Consider the following 19,149-nt stretch of genomic DNA (forward strand, 5'->3'; position numbering starts at 1 on the left):
CGGGTCCCTCGTTCCGCAGTCCCGGGGAGTTATGTGAGCAAGCCGCAATCCAATCGAGTCCGCCTGTTGCAGGCGGCGTGGGCGACCGCCGCCCTGTTGCCATGCCTGGCCTTCGCCCAGGTGGCCGAACCGGTCGACCTCGATGTCGTCGCCAAGATCCGTCATGAAGCCTTCCAGCGCTCCCAGGTGGCCGCCAATCTCAAGGAGCTCACCGAGACCATCGGCCCGCGCCTGACCAATTCGCCGGCCTACGAGCGCTCGAGCGAGTGGGCGCGCGGCAAGCTCAGCGGGTATGGCCTGAGCAACGTGCACGATGAGGTCTACGACCCGGCCTTCGGCCGCGGCTGGGAATTCCGTGCCTCGCGCGTGGAGTTGATCGCGCCGCGCGAACTGCCGATCCATGCGCTGCCCAAGGCGTGGACGCCCGGCACCAACGGCCCGGTTGAAGGCGAGCTGGTGCGTGCCTCGTTCAAGACCATCGAAGACATCGAGGCGCAGCGCGGCAAGCTGGGCGGCAAGATCGTGCTGCTCGACGAGGCGCGCGCCTACAAGCCGTCCGACAGGCCCGATTTCCGCCGCCACAGCGAGGAATCCCTCGGCGAGCTGCAGACCTTCCCGATGCCGCAGGAGGCCGAGCCGGGCGCGCAGGACAAGCGCCTCGACGAGTACCGCAAGCGCCAGGCGCTGGTGCGTGCGCTCAACACCTTCTTCGCCGAGGAAGGCGTGCTGGCGACGTTGTCGATCAGCTCCTGGGACAACGGCATCGTCCGCGTGATGGGCGGCGGCGGCCGCAAGGCGGGCGATCCAGAGGGCGTGCCCGATCTGGTCGTGGCCGCCGAGCACTACAACCAGCTGGTGCGGGCTGTCGACACCAAACAGGCTCCGCGCCTGCGCGTGGATGTCGATGCACGTTTCACCAGCGATGCCGACCTGCCGGCGACCAATACCTTCGCCGAGCTGCGCGGCAGTTCGAAGGCCAACGAGACGGTGATCATCGGCGCGCATCTCGACTCCTGGCACACCGGCACCGGCGCGGCCGACAACGGCGCGGGCGTGGTGGTGATGATGGAGGCGATGCGCATCCTCAAGGCGATCGACGCGCGCCCGAAGCGCACGATCCGCATCGCGCTGTGGGGCGGCGAGGAGCAGGGCCTGCACGGCTCGGCAGGCTACGTCTCCAGGCATCTGGCCGACTGGCCCGCGCCGACCGATCCGGAGCAGCAGGCATTGCCGCGTGCATTCCAGAGCGGCACTGGCCCGCTGCAGCGTCGGGCCGGGTTCGACCGGTTCTCGACCTACTTCAACTTCGACAACGGCACCGGCCGGATCCGCGGCATCTATGCGCAGGAAAATCACGCTGCCGTTCCGGTGTTCCGCGCCTGGCTGGCACCGTTCGCCGATCTCGGTGCCACGGTCGTGACCACCCGCAACACCGGCAGCACCGACCACATCTCGTTCGACCGGGTCGGCCTTCCGGGCTTCCAGTTCGTGCAGGATCCGGCGGACTATTTCAGCAACGTGCACCACACGCATCTCGACACCTACGACCACGTGGTGCCGGACGACCTCAAGCAGGCGGCGGCGATCATCGCCTCGTTCGCCTATCACGCCGCGATGCGCGACGAACGCCTGCCGCGCAAGCCGTTCACCGATCGCGAGGAATGATCCGCTGCGACACGCCGGCGATTGCCGGCGTGTCGCAGGCGCGGATGCGGCGGTGCGGCCTCACCGGGCCTCCCGAGGCCGGATCCGGGCGCCGCGCAGGCGCAACCGGTCGCGGACAGCCGTTATGGCGATGGCGTCGCCGATTCCGCGGCAGCCGAGCGCAGTCCGCCCTGCAGGACCTGCTCGGCCGTCGCCCTGCGGTTCTCGACCGAACTCGTCCACTTGCCCCAGGCGCCAGGGTCGATTGCATCGTCGTTGTTGCCGAGCCGCTTCAGCCGTTGCTGGTCCTCGTCGGTCAGCACCTGTCCCTTGAGCGGTTCGAGGTGGCGCACGTCGCCTACGGCCATGCCGAGCTTCTCCGCCACACCCTGGCCGTAGCGGTCGTGCACGAGGAAGAAGTGCCACAGCATGCGTTCCTGCACGTCGCGCTCGCAGGCCGACAGCATGGTGGCCATGGTGTCGATCAGGTCCTCGCGCTCCCAGTCCATCATGGTGTTGAAGCGGCCGCGTGCCTGCACGTAGTCGTTGCGCCGCTCCAGCACGCTGCGGGTGAGCGGGCCGGTGATCACCGGCGGATTGTTCGGGCCCATGGCCGGCGCTTCCTGCAAGCCGTTGTGGATGGAGGGCTCGAAGTTGATGTGCGGGTTCTGTCCGGGCGCGAGGTCGACCGCGTAGGCCATCTGCCCGCCACGCATGTTGGTCTGCACGCGCTGCACCCCCTTGGGCTGGTTCACAGGCAGCTGCAGATAGTTGGTGCCGACCCGGTAGCGCTGTGTATCGGAGTAGGAGAACGTGCGGCCGACCAGCATCTTGTCGTCGGAGAAGTCCAGCCCGTCCACCAGCACGCCGGTGCCCATCGCGATCTGCTCGCTCTCGTTGTGCTGGTCCTGGACATTGCGATTGAGCGTCATCACGCCCACGTGGCGCAGCGGGAAGTCGTGCTCCGGCCAGATCTTGGTGTCGTCGAGCGGGTCCCAGTCGAGCTCGGGATGGTCGTGGTCCTCCATGATCTGCACGTACATGTCCCACTGCGGGTAATCCCCGCGTTCGATGGATTCGTACAGGTCCTTGGAGTGCGAGCCGAGGTCCTGCCCCTGCACCTTGGCGGCTTCCTCGGCGGTCAGGCTGGCCACGCCGCAGCGTGGATGGAAGTGGTACTTCACCAGCGCCGTGTTGCCTTCGGCGTTGACCATCTTGTAGGTGTTCACGCCGAACCCTTCCATGTGCCGGTAGCTGGCGGGAATGCCGCGTGGGCTGAAGAGGTGGGTGAGCATGTGCATCGACTCCGGCGTCTGGCTCATGAAGTCGAAGATGCGGTTGGGCTCCTGGCGGAAAGTGACCGGGTCGGGCTTGAGCGAATGGATGACGTCGGGGAACTTGATCGCGTCGCGGATGAAGAACACCGCGAGGTTGTTTCCGACCAGGTCCCAGTTGCCGTCCTCGGTGTAGAACTTCACCGCGAAGCCACGCGGGTCGCGTGCCACTTCAGAGGAGTCGCGGCCGCCGATCACGGTGGAGAAGCGGATCGCCAGCGGCGTTTTCTTGCCGGCCTGGGAGAAGATCTTCGCGCGGGTGTATTGCGCTGCGGGCTCGTCGCCGATCTTGCCGGTGGCCTCGAACTCGCCGTAGCAGACGAAGCCCCGCGCATGGACCACGCGCTCGGGAATGCGCTCGCGATCGAAGTGACTGATCTTCTCGAGGAAGTTGTAGTTCTCCAGTGTGGCGGGACCGCGGCTGCCGACGGTGCGCTGGGACTGGTTGTTGCAGATCGCATGGCCCTGGCGATTGGTCAGGGAACGATCCCCACCGTTCTCCTTGTGGGTGTCTTTCATTGCTGCATCCTCGCGGTTCGGCTGGTTCGATAGGATCGGTCATCCGGTGCGGGTTGGGGCGCATCGGGGATTGATTTTTTCGATGGCTGTGATAGGCGCTCGACCGCGTGTTCCGCGCCCATGGCCCGGGCGAGATCCAGCGCGGTGGCGCCGTCGGCGCCCGAGTGCTCCGGATTGGCGCCATGCGCAAGCAACAGGTCGATCATCCCGACGCGATCGAACATCGCGGCCAGCATCAGCGCCGTGCGCCCGCCCTCGGGGTGGTCATCGACCGGTGCACCGCCTTCCAGCAGGGCCCGCAGGACATCGACGTCGCCCTTGAACGCGGCGGCGCCAAGCGGCGTTTGCGCGCGGTCGTTGGCGAGTGTTGGATCGGCCCCGTGTCGCAGCAGTACGCGCACCGCATCGGCGCGACCGTGGTAGGCGGCCAGCATCAACAGGCTGTCGCCCTTGCTGTCTCTGAGGTTGGGGACCAGTCCCATCCCGAGCAGGTGGGACAGGCGCGCGACGTCTCCGGCGCGCACGAGCTGGAACAGTTCGAGGGCGAGGGCGTGGGTCTGGTCGTCCAGCTCGGGCGGTCCGACAGACGCATGCGTGGTCATGGGATTTCCCGGGTACTGCGCGTGCGGGTGTGATCCCGACCATAGGCGCCAGAGCGTTAAGCGGAATTGACGGAAAACCTTGGCTGGCGGGCCGGCGGCAGGACGGAAACGCCGGGCCTGGACTCCGTCAGGCGATGTGCGCCGCGGCGCTGGGGACGCTGGATCTCACGTCGGCGGCAGGCCTCTTCGTCGCGACTTGCACTGATGCGGCCCGCCGTTCCCGGCGACCGTCACCCGGATGTCCTGCATGTCGCTCCGGAAACCCGGGCGGCGTGGCAGGGCGTGAAGGGCATGAGGCCGAGCGTCCGCGCGCGGATTCATGCCCGAGACGTCACCCGGGTTCGAGCCCGCCGGGTGTCTTGTCCTTGAAGCGGCACAGGTCGCGCACCACGCAGGCCGGACAGTCCGGCTTTCTCGCCTTGCAGGTGTAGCGGCCGTGCAGGATCAGCCAGTGATGCGCGCCGAGCAGGAACTCGTCGGGCACCACGCGCATCAGACGGTCCTCGACCGCGCGAACGTCCTTGCCCGGTGCGAGTCCGGTGCGGTTGGCCACCCGGAAGATGTGCGTGTCGACCGCGATCGCCGGCTCGCCGAACACCGTGTTGAGCACGACGTTGGCCGTCTTGCGGCCGACGCCCGGCAATGCCTCGAGTGCAGTGCGGTCGCGCGGGACTTCTCCGCCGTGTTGCTCGACCAGGATGCGGCAGGCGGCGATGACGTTCCTGGCCTTGGCATTGAACAGACCGATGGTCGCGATGTGGCGCCTGAGCGCGTCCTCGCCGAGGTCGAGGATGGCCTGCGGTGTGTTGGCGACCGGATAGAGCCGGCGCGTGGCCTTGTTGACCCCGACATCGGTGGCCTGCGCGGACAGGATCACCGCGACCAGCAGCTCGAAGGGCGTGGTGTATTCGAGTTCGGTGCTCGGTTCGGGGTCGAGTTCGCGCAGCCGGGCGAAGAACTCGTGGATCTCGGCGCGCGTCAGCGTCGGTCCGCGGCGCCTCGGCGCAGCCGTGGCAAGGGACGTGTTCACGACGTGCCACTGCCGGCGCGCGCCTTGGCACGGGCCAGCAATGCCGCGGCCTTCGGTGGCAGCGCGGGGTGGGCAGGCGCTGCGTCCACCGTTGCCGGTGTGGCGGCGGTCGCTGCCGGTCCGGGCCGAGGCGCGCGACGCGAGGCGTCGCGCACTTCCGCGCGTCGCGCGAGCCGCGTACTGCGGGCCTCGAAGCGGGCCCGCGCTGCCCAGGCCGTGCGCAGGCGGGCGCGTGTCGCCAGCAGCAGGGCGCGCGCATCACTTTCGAGTGCCCGGGCGCACGCGTCCGGCCAGTCGTCCATCAGACCGGCATCGATCGCGGCATCGATGTCGTCCGCGCGCAGTCGTTCGACCAGGCGTTCGAGCGCGTCGAGGGATGGTGTGCGGGCGGTCGGGGGGCGCGTCATGATGGGTCAGCGCGGCTCAGCGGTTCTTGAACTCGGGTTTGCGCCGCTCGAGGAATGCGCGCGTGCCCTCGCGCATGTCCTCGGTGGCGAACATCAGCCCGAACTGCGCGGCTTCGAAGGCGAGGCCTTCGCCGATCGAGCACTCGCCGCCGCTGTTGACACAGTCGAGCACGCCGCGCAGCGCCAGCGGCGCGGCGTTGGCCAACTGCTCCGCCAGCGCCATCGTCTGCGCCTGCAGCTCGGCTGCAGGTGCGATGCGATTCACGATGCCCAGTTCGCGGGCGCGCGCGGCGTCGATCGGCGCGCCGGTCAGGCACAGCTCGAGTGTCGCCGCGCGGCCCGCCAGGCGCAGCAGGCGCTGGGTGCCGCCGAAGCCGGGAATCAGGCCCAGGTTCACTTCCGGCTGGCCGAGCCTGGCGGTGTCGGCGGCGATACGCAGGTGGCAACACATCGCCAGCTCCAGTCCGCCGCCCAGGGCGAATCCGTTGATCATCGCGATCACCGGCTTGGGCAGGGTTTCGACGCGGCGCATCATCGCCTGGCCGCGCAGCGCGAAATCGCGCCCCTCGACCGGGCGCAACTCGGCCATCTCGGAGATATCCGCGCCGGCGACGAATGCCTTCGGACCTGCGCCGGTCAGGACGATCACGCGAACCGCGTCAGTGGCGGCGGCATCGTCGAAGGCCAGATGCAAGGCATCGAGCGTGGCCGAGTTCAATGCGTTCAGCTTCTCGGGACGATCGACGGTAATGACGCGCACGGCACCGTGATCTTCGACGCGCAACGGGGATTTGGACATGGGACTCCAGGCGCAAGAGCGGCGCCCCTTGGAACTTGTGCGGGCCGCCGCGGTCTAGATGAGGTCGTCAGTAGCGGTTAAGCCCTGCGACCGCTATCCTAACGCGTCCAGATGGGGCGGTTCGACCGCCCCTTTGCGCGACAGGCGATATCGAAATCTGACCTAGCGGAGATCCATGGAATGAAGTTGCGTTTTATTTCGGTCGCTATCGCGGCCATCACGTTCAGCGGCGCGGCGTTTGCGCAGCAGGCGGCAGCCCCGGCAGCCAGCGCGACCGACCGGACCACGCTGAGCTACGCGCTGGGTTTCGATCTGGGTAATCGTCTGGCGGAGACCGGTGAGTCGGTGGATGTCAACACGATCATCAAGGGTCTCCAGGACGGCCATGGTCGCAAGACGCCGACCTACACGCCCGAGCAGATGGGCGCGGCCTACAACGCGTTCCAGCAGCGCATGCAGCAGAAGATCGTCGCCGAGCGTCGCGCGGCCCTGACCCAGAACGAGGGCCAGGCCACCACGTTCCTCAACGAATACAAGGCGCGCGAAGGCGTGATCTCGCTGCCGAGCGGCGTGATGTACCGCGTTGTCGAAGCCGGCGCCGGCGCCAAGCCGACCGCCAACAGCACCGTCGAGATCGCCTACCAGGCACTCGTGGTTCCGGTGGGCATCCCGCTGACCCAGGAAGACCGCACGCCGGCCTTCAAGGTCTCCGAAGCGCAGATCGCCGGCCTTCGCGAAGTGCTGCCGCTGATGCCGTTGAATGCGGTGTTCGAAGTGGTGTTTCCGCCGGGCAAGTTCGTCAGCGGCGAAGGCACCCAGGAAATCGCCAGGCAGCCGGTCGGCGTGATGGTGAAGCTGCTCAGCGTCCGCTGATCCGCGCACCCGTCAAGCAGATCCCGACGCCGACGTGCCCCGCACGTCGGCGTCGTCGTATCCGTGCCCGTAGAATCGATCCCATGGACGAACGCCACCGCGCCCTGCTCACGCCCTGTACCGGTGTCTGCACCCTCGACGAGCACGGCAGTTGCCACGGTTGCCTGCGCACCCTCGCCGAGATCGGCGGCTGGTCGCAGATGAGCGATCGCGAGCGCGCGCATCTCATGGATGTGGTGTTGCCGGCGCGCGAGGCGGCGCGCGCGTGAGATTCGACCTCGATCCCGCCGGGCTTGCGCGCGCGCTGCATCCGCTCGACGCGCCGCCTGCGCTGCGTGGCTGGAATCTCGGCGAGCTTGAAGGCCTGCTCGAACCGGCGACGGTGCTGCGCGAAGCGGCGGTGCTGGTCGGCCTGGTGCCGCGCGCGGGCGGCGTGCAGGCCGTGCTCACCCGGCGCACCGACACGTTGCGCCATCACGCGGGGCAGGTGAGCTTTCCCGGCGGCCGGTTGGAGCCCGGGGACGCAGGGCCGTTGCAGGCGGCCCTGCGCGAAGCCGGTGAAGAGGTCGGGCTGCGCGCTTCGCAGGCGAGTCCGCTGGGCTATCTCGATCCGCTGGTGACGATCACCGGCTTCCGGGTCACGCCGGTGGTGGCCATGCTCGACCCGCAGTTCGTGCCGCTGGCCGATCCGGGCGAAGTCGCGGAGATCTTCGAGGCGCCGCTGGACTTCCTGCTGGCGCCGGACAACCTGCGCCACGTCGACATCGAATTCCTCGGGCGCACGCGCCACGTGCTCGAGTACCAGAGGCTGGCGACCTCGCCCGCCCACCGCATCTGGGGCGCGACCGCGTCGATCCTGCTCAACCTGCGCGACCGGCTGGCACGCGCATGACCCGGCCCTGGAGGACGCTGGTCGATCCGGCTGCGCTGATGGCCGCGCTGCCCGACGCGACCCTGCGCATCGTCGACTGCCGGTTCACGCTCGCCATTGCCGGCGCCGCCGACGAGGCGGGCGAGGCCGCATGGCGCGCAGCGCATATCCCGGGCGCGACCTACGCGCATCTGGAGCGGGATCTGTCCGGCGCCAAGGGCGGCGGGCGCGGGCGGCACCCCTGGCCCGGTGCCGATGCCTTTGCCGAAACGCTGTCGCGACTGGGCATCGCGCCGCGCATGCAGGTGGTCGCCTACGACGACAGCGACGGCGCGTTTGCTGCACGGTTGTGGTGGCTGCTGCAAAGCGCCGGTCACCGCGAGGCCGCCGTGCTCGACGGTGGCTGGGCGGCGTGGCAGGCGGCGGGGCTGCCGGTCGCGTCGTCGCCGCGGGAGGTGGCGCATGCGCCGCATCCGCCACGCGCTTTTGACGAGACCCGCCTGCTGCGGGATGCCGATGCGGTGCGCCGCCACCTCGATGCGGGCGGTCTGCTGATCGATGCGCGCGCACCCGCGCGTTTCCGGGGCGAGGTCGAACCGCTGGATCCGCGCGCAGGCCATGTGCCCGGCGCATGCAACCGCCCCTACACCGCGAACATGGAGGCGGGCCGTTTCAAGCCTGCCGCTGCGCTCGCGGCGGAATTCGAGGTCCTGCTTGCCGGTCGCGCGCCGGCGGAAGTGGCGGTGATGTGCGGCTCCGGCGTGACCGCCTGCCATCATCTGCTGGCGCTCGCGCACGCCGGACTGGAAGGCGCGAAACTCTACGCGCCATCGTGGAGTGGTTGGGTGGATGATCCGACCGCGGAAGTGGCGACCGGGAGCGACTGAGCCGGGGGAATCCTGGCGAGGCCGTCACCTGCGCGCGCCGGCTCCGGTGTGCTCGCAGCCCGCGCTGCAGCTGTGGGCCGCCACGGCATCTTTCGCCTGGGCCGCGCAGCAGCCGCCAGTGCGAATCGGCGCGAGCCGGCGCCGCGGTGCGTCGAGGCGACTACCGCCCCAGTCGCGACACCAGCGCCCGCAGGCCGGCCTGGGTATCGGGGGCCGTCCATGAATCGACGAAACGGTCGAGCTGGATGTGCTGCTCCGACATCGCCTCGATCAGGTCCGCGCGGGCAATCGCGCGGGTTTCCAGCATCGGCGCGCGCGGCAGTGCGAGCAGGGACGCCAGCCAGTCGCGGGCGCGGAGCGGTACATCCTCGATGTCGGCCAGCTCGTCCACCAGTCCCAGCCGCAGGGCTTCGCCGGATTCGACGGTCAGGCCGCCGACCAGCAGGCGTTCGGCCTGGCGCGCGCCGATCGTGCGGCGCATCACCCGCTGGATGCCATCCGGGGCGATGAGGCCGACCTGGGTTTCGTTGAGGCCGATCCGGTAGGGGCCCGACGCCATGACGCGGTAATCGCAGCACAGTGCCAGCACACAACCGCCGGCCGGCGCATGGCCGCCGATCGCGGCCGCCACCGGCACAGGCGCTGCGGCGAGCGCGCGCGCCACGGACAGGAAAGCGCCCCAGGCCTCGCGCAGCGATGCGGTGTCGGGGAGCGACAGCAGGTAGGGCGCGTCGAGTCCACCCGAGAACAGCCTGGGCCCACCGGCGAGCACGACGCCGTGCACGCCGTCGGCGATGGCGGTGTCGATCGCCTCGTGCAAGGCGGTGCACAGGGCAAGATCCAGGGCATTGGCCGGAGGGCGCGCGAGCTTGAGTTCGCGGATCGGGCCGTGGTCCTGGATTTCGATCAGCTGGGGCATCGCCTGGGCTCCTTCGGTGGGCTTGGCATGTTAGCCCGCGTCTGGACCCCGCACGCAGGCGCGCGATGCGCCGCCGCGCCGCTGCGCCTCAGGACGCGGCAAGCGCCCGTGCGCGCACCGACTCGGGCAGCGCGGTCGGACGTCCCGTCGCGCGGTCGATCCACACCATCACCACATGGCCATCGGCAAAGAGCGTGGCGCCATCGTCGGAGACGATGCGATGCCCGATCGTGACGCTGCTGGTACCGATCCGGTCTGCCAGCAGTTCGACGACGATCTTCGACGGGTAGGGGATCGGCACCTTGTAGTTCATCTGCACGGCCGCCAGCAGCGGCGCCGTCTGGTCGGTGACCCAGGGCTCGCCGGCGGTGTCGAACCAGCGGATGCGCGCCTCCTCGAGGTAGGTCATGAAATTGGAATTGTTGACGTGATTGAACGCGTCCAGGTCGCGCCAGCGCAGCTCGATCGGCATCCGGATCAACACTTTCGAATCGCTCATTCCTTCTGTCCTTTCACCGTTGCCGGCTTCTTCTTCGGTGCGGCCTTCGTCAGTTCCGCGCGCGCCTTCGCATCGGCCTCGGCCGCCTTGGTCGATGCGCCCTTGCGCGGCAATGGCTTGGGAAAATGGGTGACGGACTTGCGGGCGAGCTTGCGCTCGGCCTTGGGCGCCGCCGGCTCCGGCAGCCTGGTCTCGAGCAGACGCGCAAGAAACCGGCCCGTATGCGACTGCGGCATCGCCGCCACCTGCTCGGGGGTGCCCTCGGCGATGATCATCCCGCCGCGGTGGCCGCCCTCGGGTCCGAGATCGATGACCCAGTCGGCGGTCTTGATCACGTCGAGATTGTGTTCGATCACCACCACGGTATTGCCGTCGTCGCGCAGCTTGTGCAGCACGGCGAGCAGGTGCTCGATGTCGTGGAAATGCAGGCCGGTCGTCGGCTCGTCGAGGATGTAGAGCGTGCGCCCGGTGTCCCGGCGCGACAGTTCCTTCGACAGCTTGACGCGCTGCGCCTCGCCGCCCGACAGCGTCGTCGCGCTCTGGCCGAGCTTGATGTAGCTCAGGCCCACATCGACCAGGGTTTCGAGCTTGCGCGCGATCGGCGGCAGGTTCTCGAACAGGCTCAACGCATCCTCGATCGTCATTTCCAGCACGTCGTGGATACTGTGGCCCTTGTAGAGGATCTCCAGCGTCTCGCGGTTGTAGCGCTTGCCGTGGCAGACATCGCAGGGCACGTAGACGTCGGGCAGGAAGTGCATCTCCACCTTCAACAGCCCATCGCCCTGGCAGGCCTCGCAGCGTCCGCCGCGTACGTTGAAACTGAAACGTCCCGCCGCGTAGCCACGTGCGCGCGCCTCCGGGACCTGCGCGAACAGTTCGCGCAGCGGCGTGAACAGCCCGGTGTAGGTCGCCGGATTGGAGCGCGGCGTGCGGCCGATCGGCGACTGGTCGATGTCGACCACCTTGTCGAAGAGATCCAGACCTTCGATCTCGCGATACGGCGCCGGCTTGTGCGAGGCGCCGTTGATCTCGTTGGCGGCCAGCGAATGCAGGGTGTCGTTGATCAGCGTCGACTTGCCGGAGCCTGACACGCCGGTGACGGCGGTGAACAGGCCGGACGGGATCGTCAGGTCGACGTTCTTGAGGTTGTGGCCGGACGCGCCCAGCAGCCGGAGCTGCATTTTCGGGTTGGGCTTGTGCCGCTTGGTCGGAATCTCGATGCGCCGGCGCCCGCTGAGGTACTGGCCGGTCAGCGAACGCGGCGCCTTGAGCACGTCCTCGTACGTACCCTGCGCCACCACTTCACCGCCATGCACGCCGGCGCCGGGGCCGATGTCCACGATGTGGTCGGCCAGGCGGATCGCGTCCTCGTCGTGCTCGACGACGATGACCGTGTTGCCGAGGTCGCGCAGGCGGGTCAGCGTGCCGAGCAGGCGCTCGTTGTCGCGCTGGTGCAGGCCGATCGACGGCTCGTCGAGCACGTACATCACCCCGACGAGGCCGGCCCCGATCTGCGAGGCCAGGCGGATGCGTTGCGCCTCGCCACCCGAGAGCGTGTCGGCCTTGCGCTCCAGCGTCAGGTAGTCGAGGCCCACGTCGACGAGGAAGGTCAGCCGCTCGCCGATCTCCTTGACGATCTTGGCGGCGATCTCGCCGCGCCAGCCTGGCAGTTCGAGTGACTTGAAGAAGGTGAGCGCCTCGTCGATCGGCAGCACGACCAGCGACTGCATCGGCCGGTCGGCGACGAACACGTTGCGCGCCGAGCGGTTCAGCCGCGCGCCTTCGCATTCGGGACAGGGACGCTCGCTGATGTACTTGCCGAGCTCCTCGCGCACCGCCGACGATTCGGTCTCGCGGTAGCGCCGCTCGAGATTCGGCACGATGCCTTCGAAACGGTGCTTGCGCTGGGTGCGCGCGCCCGAATCGGTGATGTAGGTGAACGTGATGGTCTCGCTGCCGCTGCCCGACAGCACCGCGTCACGCGCGCTTTGCGGCAGTTCCTGCCACGGCGTGTCCACGTCGAAGCCGTAGTGCTTGGCCAGCGACTGCAGCAGCTGGAAGTAGTAGGCGTTGCGGCGGTCCCAGCCACGCACGGCGCCGGCCGCGAGCGACAGTTCGGGATGCACGACCACGCGATCTGGATCGAAGAATTCGCTCACGCCCAGGCCGTCGCAGGTCTGGCAGGCGCCGATCGGCGAATTGAACGAGAACAGCCGCGGCTCCAGCTCCGGCAATGCGTAGTCGCAGACCGGGCAGCTGTACTTCGACGAGAACAGCTGCGGGGGCGCCGAGGCGTCGTCGATCGACTGCACCGACACCATGCCCTCGCCGAGCTTGAGCGCGGTTTCGAAGGATTCGGCCAGGCGCTGCTTCATGCCGGCCCCTTCTTCGGTGGACGGATCGCGCACCTTGAACCGGTCGATCACCGCTTCGATCGTGTGCTTCTGGCGCAGCGCCAGCGTGGGCAGCGCATCGATCTCGTAGAGCGCGCCATCGACGCGTACGCGCACGTAGCCCTGCGCGCGCAGCTGCTCGAACACCTGCGCATGTTCGCCCTTGCGCTCGCGCACCACCGGCGCCAGCAGCATCCAGCGCGTATCGCCGTCGAGGGTGAGCACGTGGTCGACCATCTGGCTGACCGTCTGCGCCTCCAGCGGATAACCATGGTCGGGACAGCGCGGGCTGCCGACGCGGGCATAGAGCAGGCGCAGGTAGTCGTAGATCTCGGTGATCGTGCCGACCGTCGAGCGCGGATTGTGCGAGGTCGACTTCTGCTCGATCGAGATCGCCGGCGACAGGCCTTCGATGTGGTCGAGGTCCGGCTTCTCCATCACGCTGAGGAACTGCCGCGCATACGAGGACAGCGACTCGACGTAGCGGCGCTGGCCCTCGGCGTAGATCGTGTCGAACGCCAGCGACGATTTGCCCGAACCCGACAGGCCGGTGATGACGATCAGCTGGTCGCGCGGCAGGTCGAGATCGATGTTCTTGAGGTTGTGGGTACGGGCACCGCGAATGCGGATGGTGTCCATCGCCATCGACGTCAGATCCAGGTTGTGGAGCGGGGGAGGAAGTGGCCTGCGCGCGTGACAGGGAAGCCGAGGCGTCGCGCCAACGAGCAATCGGTCAGACTACCGAGCCGGTGATTTGGGGGCAAATCGCGGGAACGCCAGTTTCGGGCGTCGGCGTCTCAGCCTCTGAGAACGGGCGGGCAGGGTGCACGGGCGAGCATGAATGCCGCGTCGCCCCGCCCGCCCGGGGTGCCGCCCCAGCGTCGCCGATGGCCCTCGGGCCCGGATTGTGGGGCGATTTGACCCTAATGCACTGAATCCCCTACAATTCCGCTCCTGTCCGCCCTCGATGGCGGCCGGGCACAAGAATAACTACAGAACCAACACAGATACGAGAGGCTCCACATGTACGCAGTACTGGTCACCGGCGGTAAGCAATACCGCGTCGCGCAGGGCGAAACGCTCCGCGTCGAGAAGCTCGAGGCCGAAGCCGGCAACGAGATCACGTTCGACAACATCCTGATGCTCGGCGACAGCGACGGCATCAAGATCGGCGACGCGCTCAAGGGCGCCAGCGTTACCGCCAAGGTCGTCAGTCATGGTCGCGCCGACAAGATCCGCATCATCAAGTTCCGTCGCCGCAAGCACCACATGAAGCGTCAGGGGCACCGTCAGCACTACACCGAAATCGAGATCACCGGCATCGCCGGTGGCAGCAAGTAAGGAGCAGCAGGCATGGCACATAAAAAGGGCGTAGGTTCTTCGCGCAACGGCCGCGACTCCAACCCGAAGTATCTGGGCGTCAAGATCTACGGCGGCCAGGAAATCGAAGCCGGCAACATCATCGTGCGTCAGCGCGGCACCCAGTTCCATCCGGGCGCCGGCGTCGGCCTCGGTCGTGACCACACGCTGTTCGCGCTGGTCGACGGCAAGGTCGCGTTCGGGACCAAGGGCCCGAAGAACCGCCGCACCGTCAGCGTGATCGCCGAGGCCTGAGCCTCCCGCGACACGTGATTGTCGGAAAGCCCCGCTTCGGCGGGGTTTTTCGTTGGTGGGCATCAAGACCCATCCTTCTCTACCCGGTCGCAGGCGATGCAATGCATCGGCGTCCGGGGCCTCGGGTAAGCTGGTCGGCGATGCGCGTGTCATCGCCGCGTGTGCCGAACCCGCGTTCCTTCTACCGTTCCGCTTTTTTCCGGTTGCCTGCATGAAACTCGTCGACGAAGTCGAAATCACTGTCACCGCCGGCAACGGCGGCAATGGCTGCGTCGGATTCCGGCGCGAAAAGTTCATTCCCCTCGGCGGCCCCGATGGCGGCGACGGCGGGGACGGCGGCAGCGTGGTGATCGTCGCCGACGAGAATCTCAACACGCTGGTGGATTTCCGCCACCAGACGATGTTCCGCGCCCAGCGCGGCGAGAACGGCATGGGCCGGCAGATGTACGGCAAGGGCGGCGACGAGCTGGTCATCGTGGTGCCGGTCGGCACGGTCGTGCACAACGTGATGACCGACGAGGTGATCGGCGATCTCACCGAGCATGGGCAGCGTCTGCTGGTCGCCCGTGGTGGCAAGGGCGGTCTTGGCAACATGCATTTCAAGAGTTCGACCAACCGCACGCCGCGGCAGTCGACGCCAGGGGAGCAGGGCGAGGAGCGCACGCTGCGCCTGGAACTCAAGCTGCTCGCCGACATCGGCCTGCTGGGCTTTCCGAATGCCGGCAAGAGCACGCTGATCCGGGCTGTGTCGGCGGCCACGCCCAAGGTCGCGGACTACCCGTTCACGACGCTCTATCCGAATCTGGGCGTGGTCAGTGTGGAGCCGGCGCGCAGCTTCGTGATCGCCGACATTCCCGGACTGATCGAAGGTGCGGCCGATGGCGCAGGCCTCGGCGCGTTGTTCCTGCGGCATATCCAGCGTACCCGCCTGCTGCTGCATCTCGTGGAGATCGCGCCGCTCGACGGCAGCGACGCGGTCGACCAAGTGCGCGCGATCGAGCGCGAGCTCGAGAAGTTCGATACCGCCCTGCTCGACAAGCCGCGCTGGCTGCTGATCAACAAGGCCGACACGCTGCTGCCTGAAGAGGCCGAGCGTGAGGCGGCGCGCATCATCGGCGAGCTCGGCTGGACCAAGCCGTGGTTCCTGATCTCGGGCCTGGCCCATGAGGGCACGCGTGAGGTCATGCTCAAGGTGCAGGCTGCGCTCGACGACCTGGATCGCGAGGCCCGTGAGGCCGCGGACGCCGTCTGAGGTCTGACGTCGGACGGTATGCGCCCGGCCGTCGGCCGGGGCAGGCCGTCTGCCTGCCGATCAAGGCGAGGTGCGCAGGAGAGTGATGTCGGGCGGGCTCGGTCCTTCGCGCCGGGAGGCGCCATCGTCCGGAATGCCTGCGTCGGATCGCCGTTGCGGGTGCGCGTACTCTGCGCGGACTCATGGCGGGATGCATCCGCGCCATGCGTGTGGCGATATTGGACGGTCGAACGCCCCCACAATTGCGCGCCTGTGTTGCGTGCCCGGGCCGTGGGTATGCCGCACGGTCTCCGGCCGGGAATCGGATTCGTCTCCGCGGCAGTCGTCGCTTCAATGATCGACCAATAAAAAACCCGGCCAGAAGCCGGGTTTTTCGCGCATCGACCGCCGGAGCGGCCGGGCAGGAGATCAGGCGGCGGCCTTGATCGCCTTGATGCGGGCCGTCAGACGGCTCTTGTGACGTGCGGCCTTGTTCTTGTGGATCAGGCCACGCGAGCTGAAACGGTCGAGGATCGGCTGGGCGACGTTGAACGCCTCCTGGGCGCCGGCTGCGTCGTTGGCTTCGAGGGCCTTGAGCACCTTCTTGACGGCGGTGCGGAGCTGCGAGCGCTGGGCGGAGTTGCGCGCATTGCGCACAACGGTCTGCTTGGCGCGCTTCTTGGCGGACTTGATGTTTGCCACGATGGATTCCTGGGAGCTGGACGTGTGAAAATCCGGCGTCGCCGGACGAATGGAAATTTGAGCAGGAAATTATGGGTGTTTCAGATACTTGCGTCAACCAGCCCGGCCTGAACGGACACTCGGGATGACGGCTCCCGATCCGGCCGCGACCAGCCCACCTGGCAAACGCGGCGGCGGACTCCTGCGCTCGAGCGCGGCGTTCAGCGCGATGACCCTGCTTTCGCGGATCGCCGGCTTCGCCCGCGACATGCTGCAGGCCACGCTGTTCGGCACCGGCGCCACGAATCCGGCGATGAGTGCGTTCATTGTCGCCTATCGCATCCCGAATTTCCTGCGCAGGGTATTCGCCGAGGGCTCGATGGCGATGGCCTTCGTGCCGGTGCTCAACGAAATCAGGCAACGTGGCGATCGTGCGGCGCTGAAGTCCTTCATCGATGCCATGGCCGGCGCGCTGTGTGCCGTGGTGCTGGTGGTCTGCGCGCTGGGGATGCTGCTGGCCCCCTTGATCGCGCGCCTGTTCGCGCCGGGCTGGGCGGACCAGCCCGAATTGCTGGCCCAGACCGCGCAGATGTTGCGGATCACGTTTCCGTATCTGCTGTTCATCTCCCTGATGTCGCTGTCGGCCTCGATCCTCAATACCTACGGCCGGTTCGCGCTGCCGGCATTCACGCCGGTGCTGCACAACCTCACGATGATCGCGGCGATGCTTTGGCTGGCGCCGCGTTTCGCGGTGCCGCCGGAGGGCCTGGCCTGGGGTGTGCTGATCGCCGGGTTCCTGCAGCTCGCATTGTTGTGGCCCTCGCTCGGGCGTCTCGGACTGCGGCCGCGGCTGCGCCCGGGGTTCCGCCATCCCGAGGTGCGCAAGGTCGGGCGGCTCATGCTGCCGACGCTGTTCTCTTCGTCGGTCGCGCAGGTCAATCTGATCGTCGGTACCGCGTTCGCGTCGCTGCTGGCGGCGGGCAGCGTCGACTGGCTTTACTACTCGGACCGGCTGATCGAGTTTCCGCTGGGGCTGTTCGGCGTCGCGCTGGGCACGGTGATCCTGCCGCACCTTTCGCGCCGCCACGCGGCCGAGGATGGGCGGGGCTACAGCCAGTCATTGGACTGGGGCTTGCGCATGGCGCTGCTGGCCGGTGTGCCGGCCGGGCTGGGATTGCTGCTGCTGGCCGAGCCGATCACCGCCACGGTCTACAACTACGGCGCGTTCGGTGCGCAAGACACGCGCATGGCGGCGGTGAGCCTCACCGCGATGAGCCTGGGCGTGCCCGCCTTCATGCTCAGCAAGGTGCTGGCGCCTGCCTTCTATGCGCGCCAGGACACCAGGACGCCGATGCGCGCGGCGATCTGGACGGTCGTGGCGAACGTGGTGTTGACCATCGTCATCACCACGCCGCTGTGGATCTACGACGTGCCGGGAGCGCATGGCGGCATCGCGCTGGCTACCGCCCTGGCGGGCGTAGTCAACGCGGCGCTGCTGTGGCGCTATCTGCGCCATCGCGGGATCTTCGCCCCGGAGCCGGGTTGGGCCGGCTACGCGCTGCGCCTGGCAGGCGCCTGCGCGGCGATGGCCGTCGTCGTGCTGGGCCTGCGGCTGTGGATCGGCGCGTGGACCGAGATCGACGGCGCGCTCCACCGCATCGGCTGGCTGCTGCTGGTGATCGGCGCGGGCGGGGCGACCTATGTGGCCGCGATGGTGGCACTCGGCCTGCGACCGCGGCACCTGAGGCACTGAGGGGGCCTGCTTCTGAACGAGGCGGGCTGCGCGCCGGCCCGCGGCAGGCGGCGGCTATACTTGCCGGTCACTCTTTTTCGCGGGCGCCGGTTTCGCGCCCGCCGCAACGGGACCACATGAGCAGGCTGTTCCGCGACATCGCCGGCGGGCCCCTCTGTGCCGACGGCAGCGTGGTCTGCATCGGCGCGTTCGATGGGCTGCACCTGGGGCACCAGGCCCTGGTCCGGCACGCCGTCGCGCGGGCGCATACGCTGGGCGTGGCGGCTGCGGCCCTGAGTTTCGAGCCCTTGCCGCGCGAGTTCTTCGCCAGTGCTTCGCCGCCGCCACGACTCGGCCCGGTCCGTGCCAAGTTCGAAGGTCTGCGCGCGCTCGGTGCCGACGTGATCGGCCTGTTGCGCTTCGATGCGCGGATGGCGGCGATGTCGCCGGAGGCCTTCGTCGACGCTGTCCTGGTGCGGCGGCTGCGTGCGCGCGAGGTCTGGGTAGGCCCCGGCTTCCGCTTCGGCCACAGGCGCGCGGGTGATCTGGAGACGCTGCAGGCGCTGGGCCGCGAGGCGGGCTTCATCGCCGGCGAAATCGAGCCGCTGGTCATCGATGGCGAGCGTGTGTCGAGCACGCATATCCGCAGCGCGCTGGTGGCGGGTGACTTCGAACATGCAGCGCGCCTGCTGGGGCGGCCGTATGCGGTGTCGGGTCGGGTGGTGCGTGGCCAGCAGTTGGGCCGCACGCTGGGCTATCCCACCGCCAACCTGCGCTTTGGCGGCAAGGTGCCGGCGCTGCGCGGCATCTATGCCACGCGCGTGCACGGCGTCGACCGCAGCCGGCCCTGGCCATCGGTGTCGAGCTTCGGCACCCGGCCGACGGTCGGGGGCGTCGAGCCCCTGCTCGAGGCGCACCTGTTCGATTTCGACGGCGATCTCTACGGACGCCGCATCGAGGTCGAGTTCGTGGCGCGGCTGCGCGACGAGGAGAAATTCGACGACCTGCCGGCCCTGGTCGCGCAGATGGACCGCGACGCCGCGCAGGCGCGCGGACTGCTTGATGCACCGCCCGCAACACCCCTTGAAACGCAACGACAGGATTACGCGTGAGC

General features: G+C 68.2%; 17 protein-coding genes and 1 pseudogene. 9 read left to right on the forward strand and 9 right to left on the reverse strand.

The annotated features are described in order from the left end of the window. The first annotated feature begins 66 nt into the window (after positions 1 to 66). The gene (locus CNR27_RS07290; RefSeq protein ID WP_425435513.1) at positions 67 to 1,665 is read left to right on the forward strand and encodes a M28 family metallopeptidase; all 1,599 of its coding nucleotides are present in this window, start codon (positions 67 to 69) and stop codon (positions 1,663 to 1,665) included. 122 nt (positions 1,666 to 1,787) lie between these two features. Here CNR27_RS07290 and CNR27_RS07295 read toward each other — a convergent pair whose 3' ends face one another. From CNR27_RS07295 to CNR27_RS07315, 5 genes are all read right to left on the reverse strand, one after another. After that, entirely contained in the window at positions 1,788 to 3,497 is a 1,710-nt protein-coding gene (locus tag CNR27_RS07295) for a catalase (protein ID WP_096297589.1), read from the reverse strand. After that, on the reverse strand, positions 3,494 to 4,099 hold the full coding sequence (locus CNR27_RS07300) for an ankyrin repeat domain-containing protein (protein WP_096297590.1): 606 nt from the start codon (positions 4,097 to 4,099) through the stop codon (positions 3,494 to 3,496). The genes CNR27_RS07295 and CNR27_RS07300 overlap by 4 nt, the downstream gene beginning before the upstream one ends. Positions 4,100 to 4,430: 331 nt before the next feature. After that, entirely contained in the window at positions 4,431 to 5,129 is a 699-nt protein-coding gene (gene nth / locus CNR27_RS07305; protein ID WP_096297591.1) for an endonuclease III, read from the reverse strand. Beyond that, positions 5,126 to 5,536 carry a hypothetical protein gene (locus CNR27_RS07310; RefSeq protein ID WP_096297592.1) on the reverse strand — a complete coding sequence of 137 codons (411 nt, stop codon included), beginning with the start codon at positions 5,534 to 5,536 and terminating at the stop codon, positions 5,126 to 5,128. The genes nth and CNR27_RS07310 overlap by 4 nt, the downstream gene beginning before the upstream one ends. 16 nt (positions 5,537 to 5,552) lie before the next feature. Then, positions 5,553 to 6,335 carry an enoyl-CoA hydratase/isomerase family protein gene (locus CNR27_RS07315; protein WP_096297593.1) on the reverse strand — a complete coding sequence of 261 codons (783 nt, stop codon included), beginning with the start codon at positions 6,333 to 6,335 and terminating at the stop codon, positions 5,553 to 5,555. A 180-nt stretch (positions 6,336 to 6,515) separates the two neighbouring features. Here CNR27_RS07315 and CNR27_RS07320 point away from each other — a divergent pair, with 180 nt between their 5' ends. The 3 genes and pseudogenes from CNR27_RS07320 to CNR27_RS07330 all read left to right on the forward strand — a co-directional run bounded on the left by CNR27_RS07320 (position 6,516) and on the right by CNR27_RS07330 (position 8,966). Further along, entirely contained in the window at positions 6,516 to 7,208 is a 693-nt protein-coding gene (locus tag CNR27_RS07320) for an FKBP-type peptidyl-prolyl cis-trans isomerase N-terminal domain-containing protein (RefSeq protein ID WP_157745309.1), read from the forward strand. A gap of 83 nt (positions 7,209 to 7,291) precedes the next feature. Beyond that, positions 7,292 to 8,100 (forward strand): annotated as a pseudogene (locus CNR27_RS07325) (NUDIX hydrolase). Then, positions 8,097 to 8,966 (forward strand): sulfurtransferase, encoded by an 870-nt coding sequence (locus CNR27_RS07330; RefSeq protein ID WP_096297595.1) that lies wholly within the window; start codon positions 8,097 to 8,099, stop codon positions 8,964 to 8,966. The pseudogene CNR27_RS07325 and the gene CNR27_RS07330 overlap by 4 nt, the downstream one beginning before the upstream one ends. 160 nt (positions 8,967 to 9,126) lie before the next feature. Here the strand turns inward: CNR27_RS07330 and CNR27_RS07335 are convergent, their stop codons facing one another. The 3 genes from CNR27_RS07335 to uvrA form a co-directional block, all read right to left on the reverse strand. Next, positions 9,127 to 9,885, reverse strand: coding sequence for an enoyl-CoA hydratase/isomerase family protein (locus CNR27_RS07335; RefSeq protein WP_096297596.1), 759 nt, complete (start codon positions 9,883 to 9,885; stop codon positions 9,127 to 9,129). A gap of 88 nt (positions 9,886 to 9,973) precedes the next feature. Continuing rightward, positions 9,974 to 10,384: an acyl-CoA thioesterase gene (locus CNR27_RS07340; protein ID WP_096297597.1), complete on the reverse strand. Its 411-nt coding sequence runs from the start codon at positions 10,382 to 10,384 to the stop codon at positions 9,974 to 9,976. Then, the gene (gene uvrA, locus CNR27_RS07345) at positions 10,381 to 13,422 is read right to left on the reverse strand and encodes an excinuclease ABC subunit UvrA (RefSeq protein WP_096297598.1); all 3,042 of its coding nucleotides are present in this window, start codon (positions 13,420 to 13,422) and stop codon (positions 10,381 to 10,383) included. The genes CNR27_RS07340 and uvrA overlap by 4 nt, the downstream gene beginning before the upstream one ends. A gap of 378 nt (positions 13,423 to 13,800) precedes the next feature. Here uvrA and rplU point away from each other — a divergent pair, with 378 nt between their 5' ends. From rplU to cgtA, 3 genes are all read left to right on the forward strand, one after another. Beyond that, complete coding sequence (gene rplU / locus CNR27_RS07350) at positions 13,801 to 14,118, forward strand: 50S ribosomal protein L21 (protein ID WP_096297599.1); 318 nt, start codon at positions 13,801 to 13,803, stop codon at positions 14,116 to 14,118. Positions 14,119 to 14,130: 12 nt separating this feature from the next. Continuing rightward, positions 14,131 to 14,391, forward strand: coding sequence for a 50S ribosomal protein L27 (rpmA, locus tag CNR27_RS07355; protein WP_096297600.1), 261 nt, complete (start codon positions 14,131 to 14,133; stop codon positions 14,389 to 14,391). Positions 14,392 to 14,602: 211 nt separating this feature from the next. Beyond that, positions 14,603 to 15,643 carry an Obg family GTPase CgtA gene (gene cgtA, locus CNR27_RS07360; protein ID WP_096297601.1) on the forward strand — a complete coding sequence of 347 codons (1,041 nt, stop codon included), beginning with the start codon at positions 14,603 to 14,605 and terminating at the stop codon, positions 15,641 to 15,643. Positions 15,644 to 16,051: 408 nt separating this feature from the next. On the opposite strand, the gene rpsT is transcribed toward cgtA, so the two are convergent. Continuing rightward, entirely contained in the window at positions 16,052 to 16,324 is a 273-nt protein-coding gene (gene rpsT / locus CNR27_RS07365; RefSeq protein WP_096297602.1) for a 30S ribosomal protein S20, read from the reverse strand. Between the two features lie 124 nt (positions 16,325 to 16,448). Between rpsT and murJ the strand changes: the two genes are divergently transcribed. Together murJ and CNR27_RS07375 are read left to right on the forward strand one after the other, a co-directional pair. Beyond that, the gene (gene murJ / locus CNR27_RS07370; RefSeq protein ID WP_096297603.1) at positions 16,449 to 18,056 is read left to right on the forward strand and encodes a murein biosynthesis integral membrane protein MurJ; all 1,608 of its coding nucleotides are present in this window, start codon (positions 16,449 to 16,451) and stop codon (positions 18,054 to 18,056) included. A gap of 116 nt (positions 18,057 to 18,172) precedes the next feature. Then, entirely contained in the window at positions 18,173 to 19,147 is a 975-nt protein-coding gene (locus CNR27_RS07375) for a bifunctional riboflavin kinase/FAD synthetase (RefSeq protein WP_096297604.1), read from the forward strand. Positions 19,148 to 19,149 lie beyond the last annotated feature (2 nt).

Source organism: Luteimonas chenhongjianii, assembly GCF_002327105.1.
GTDB lineage: Bacteria > Pseudomonadota > Gammaproteobacteria > Xanthomonadales > Xanthomonadaceae > Luteimonas > Luteimonas chenhongjianii.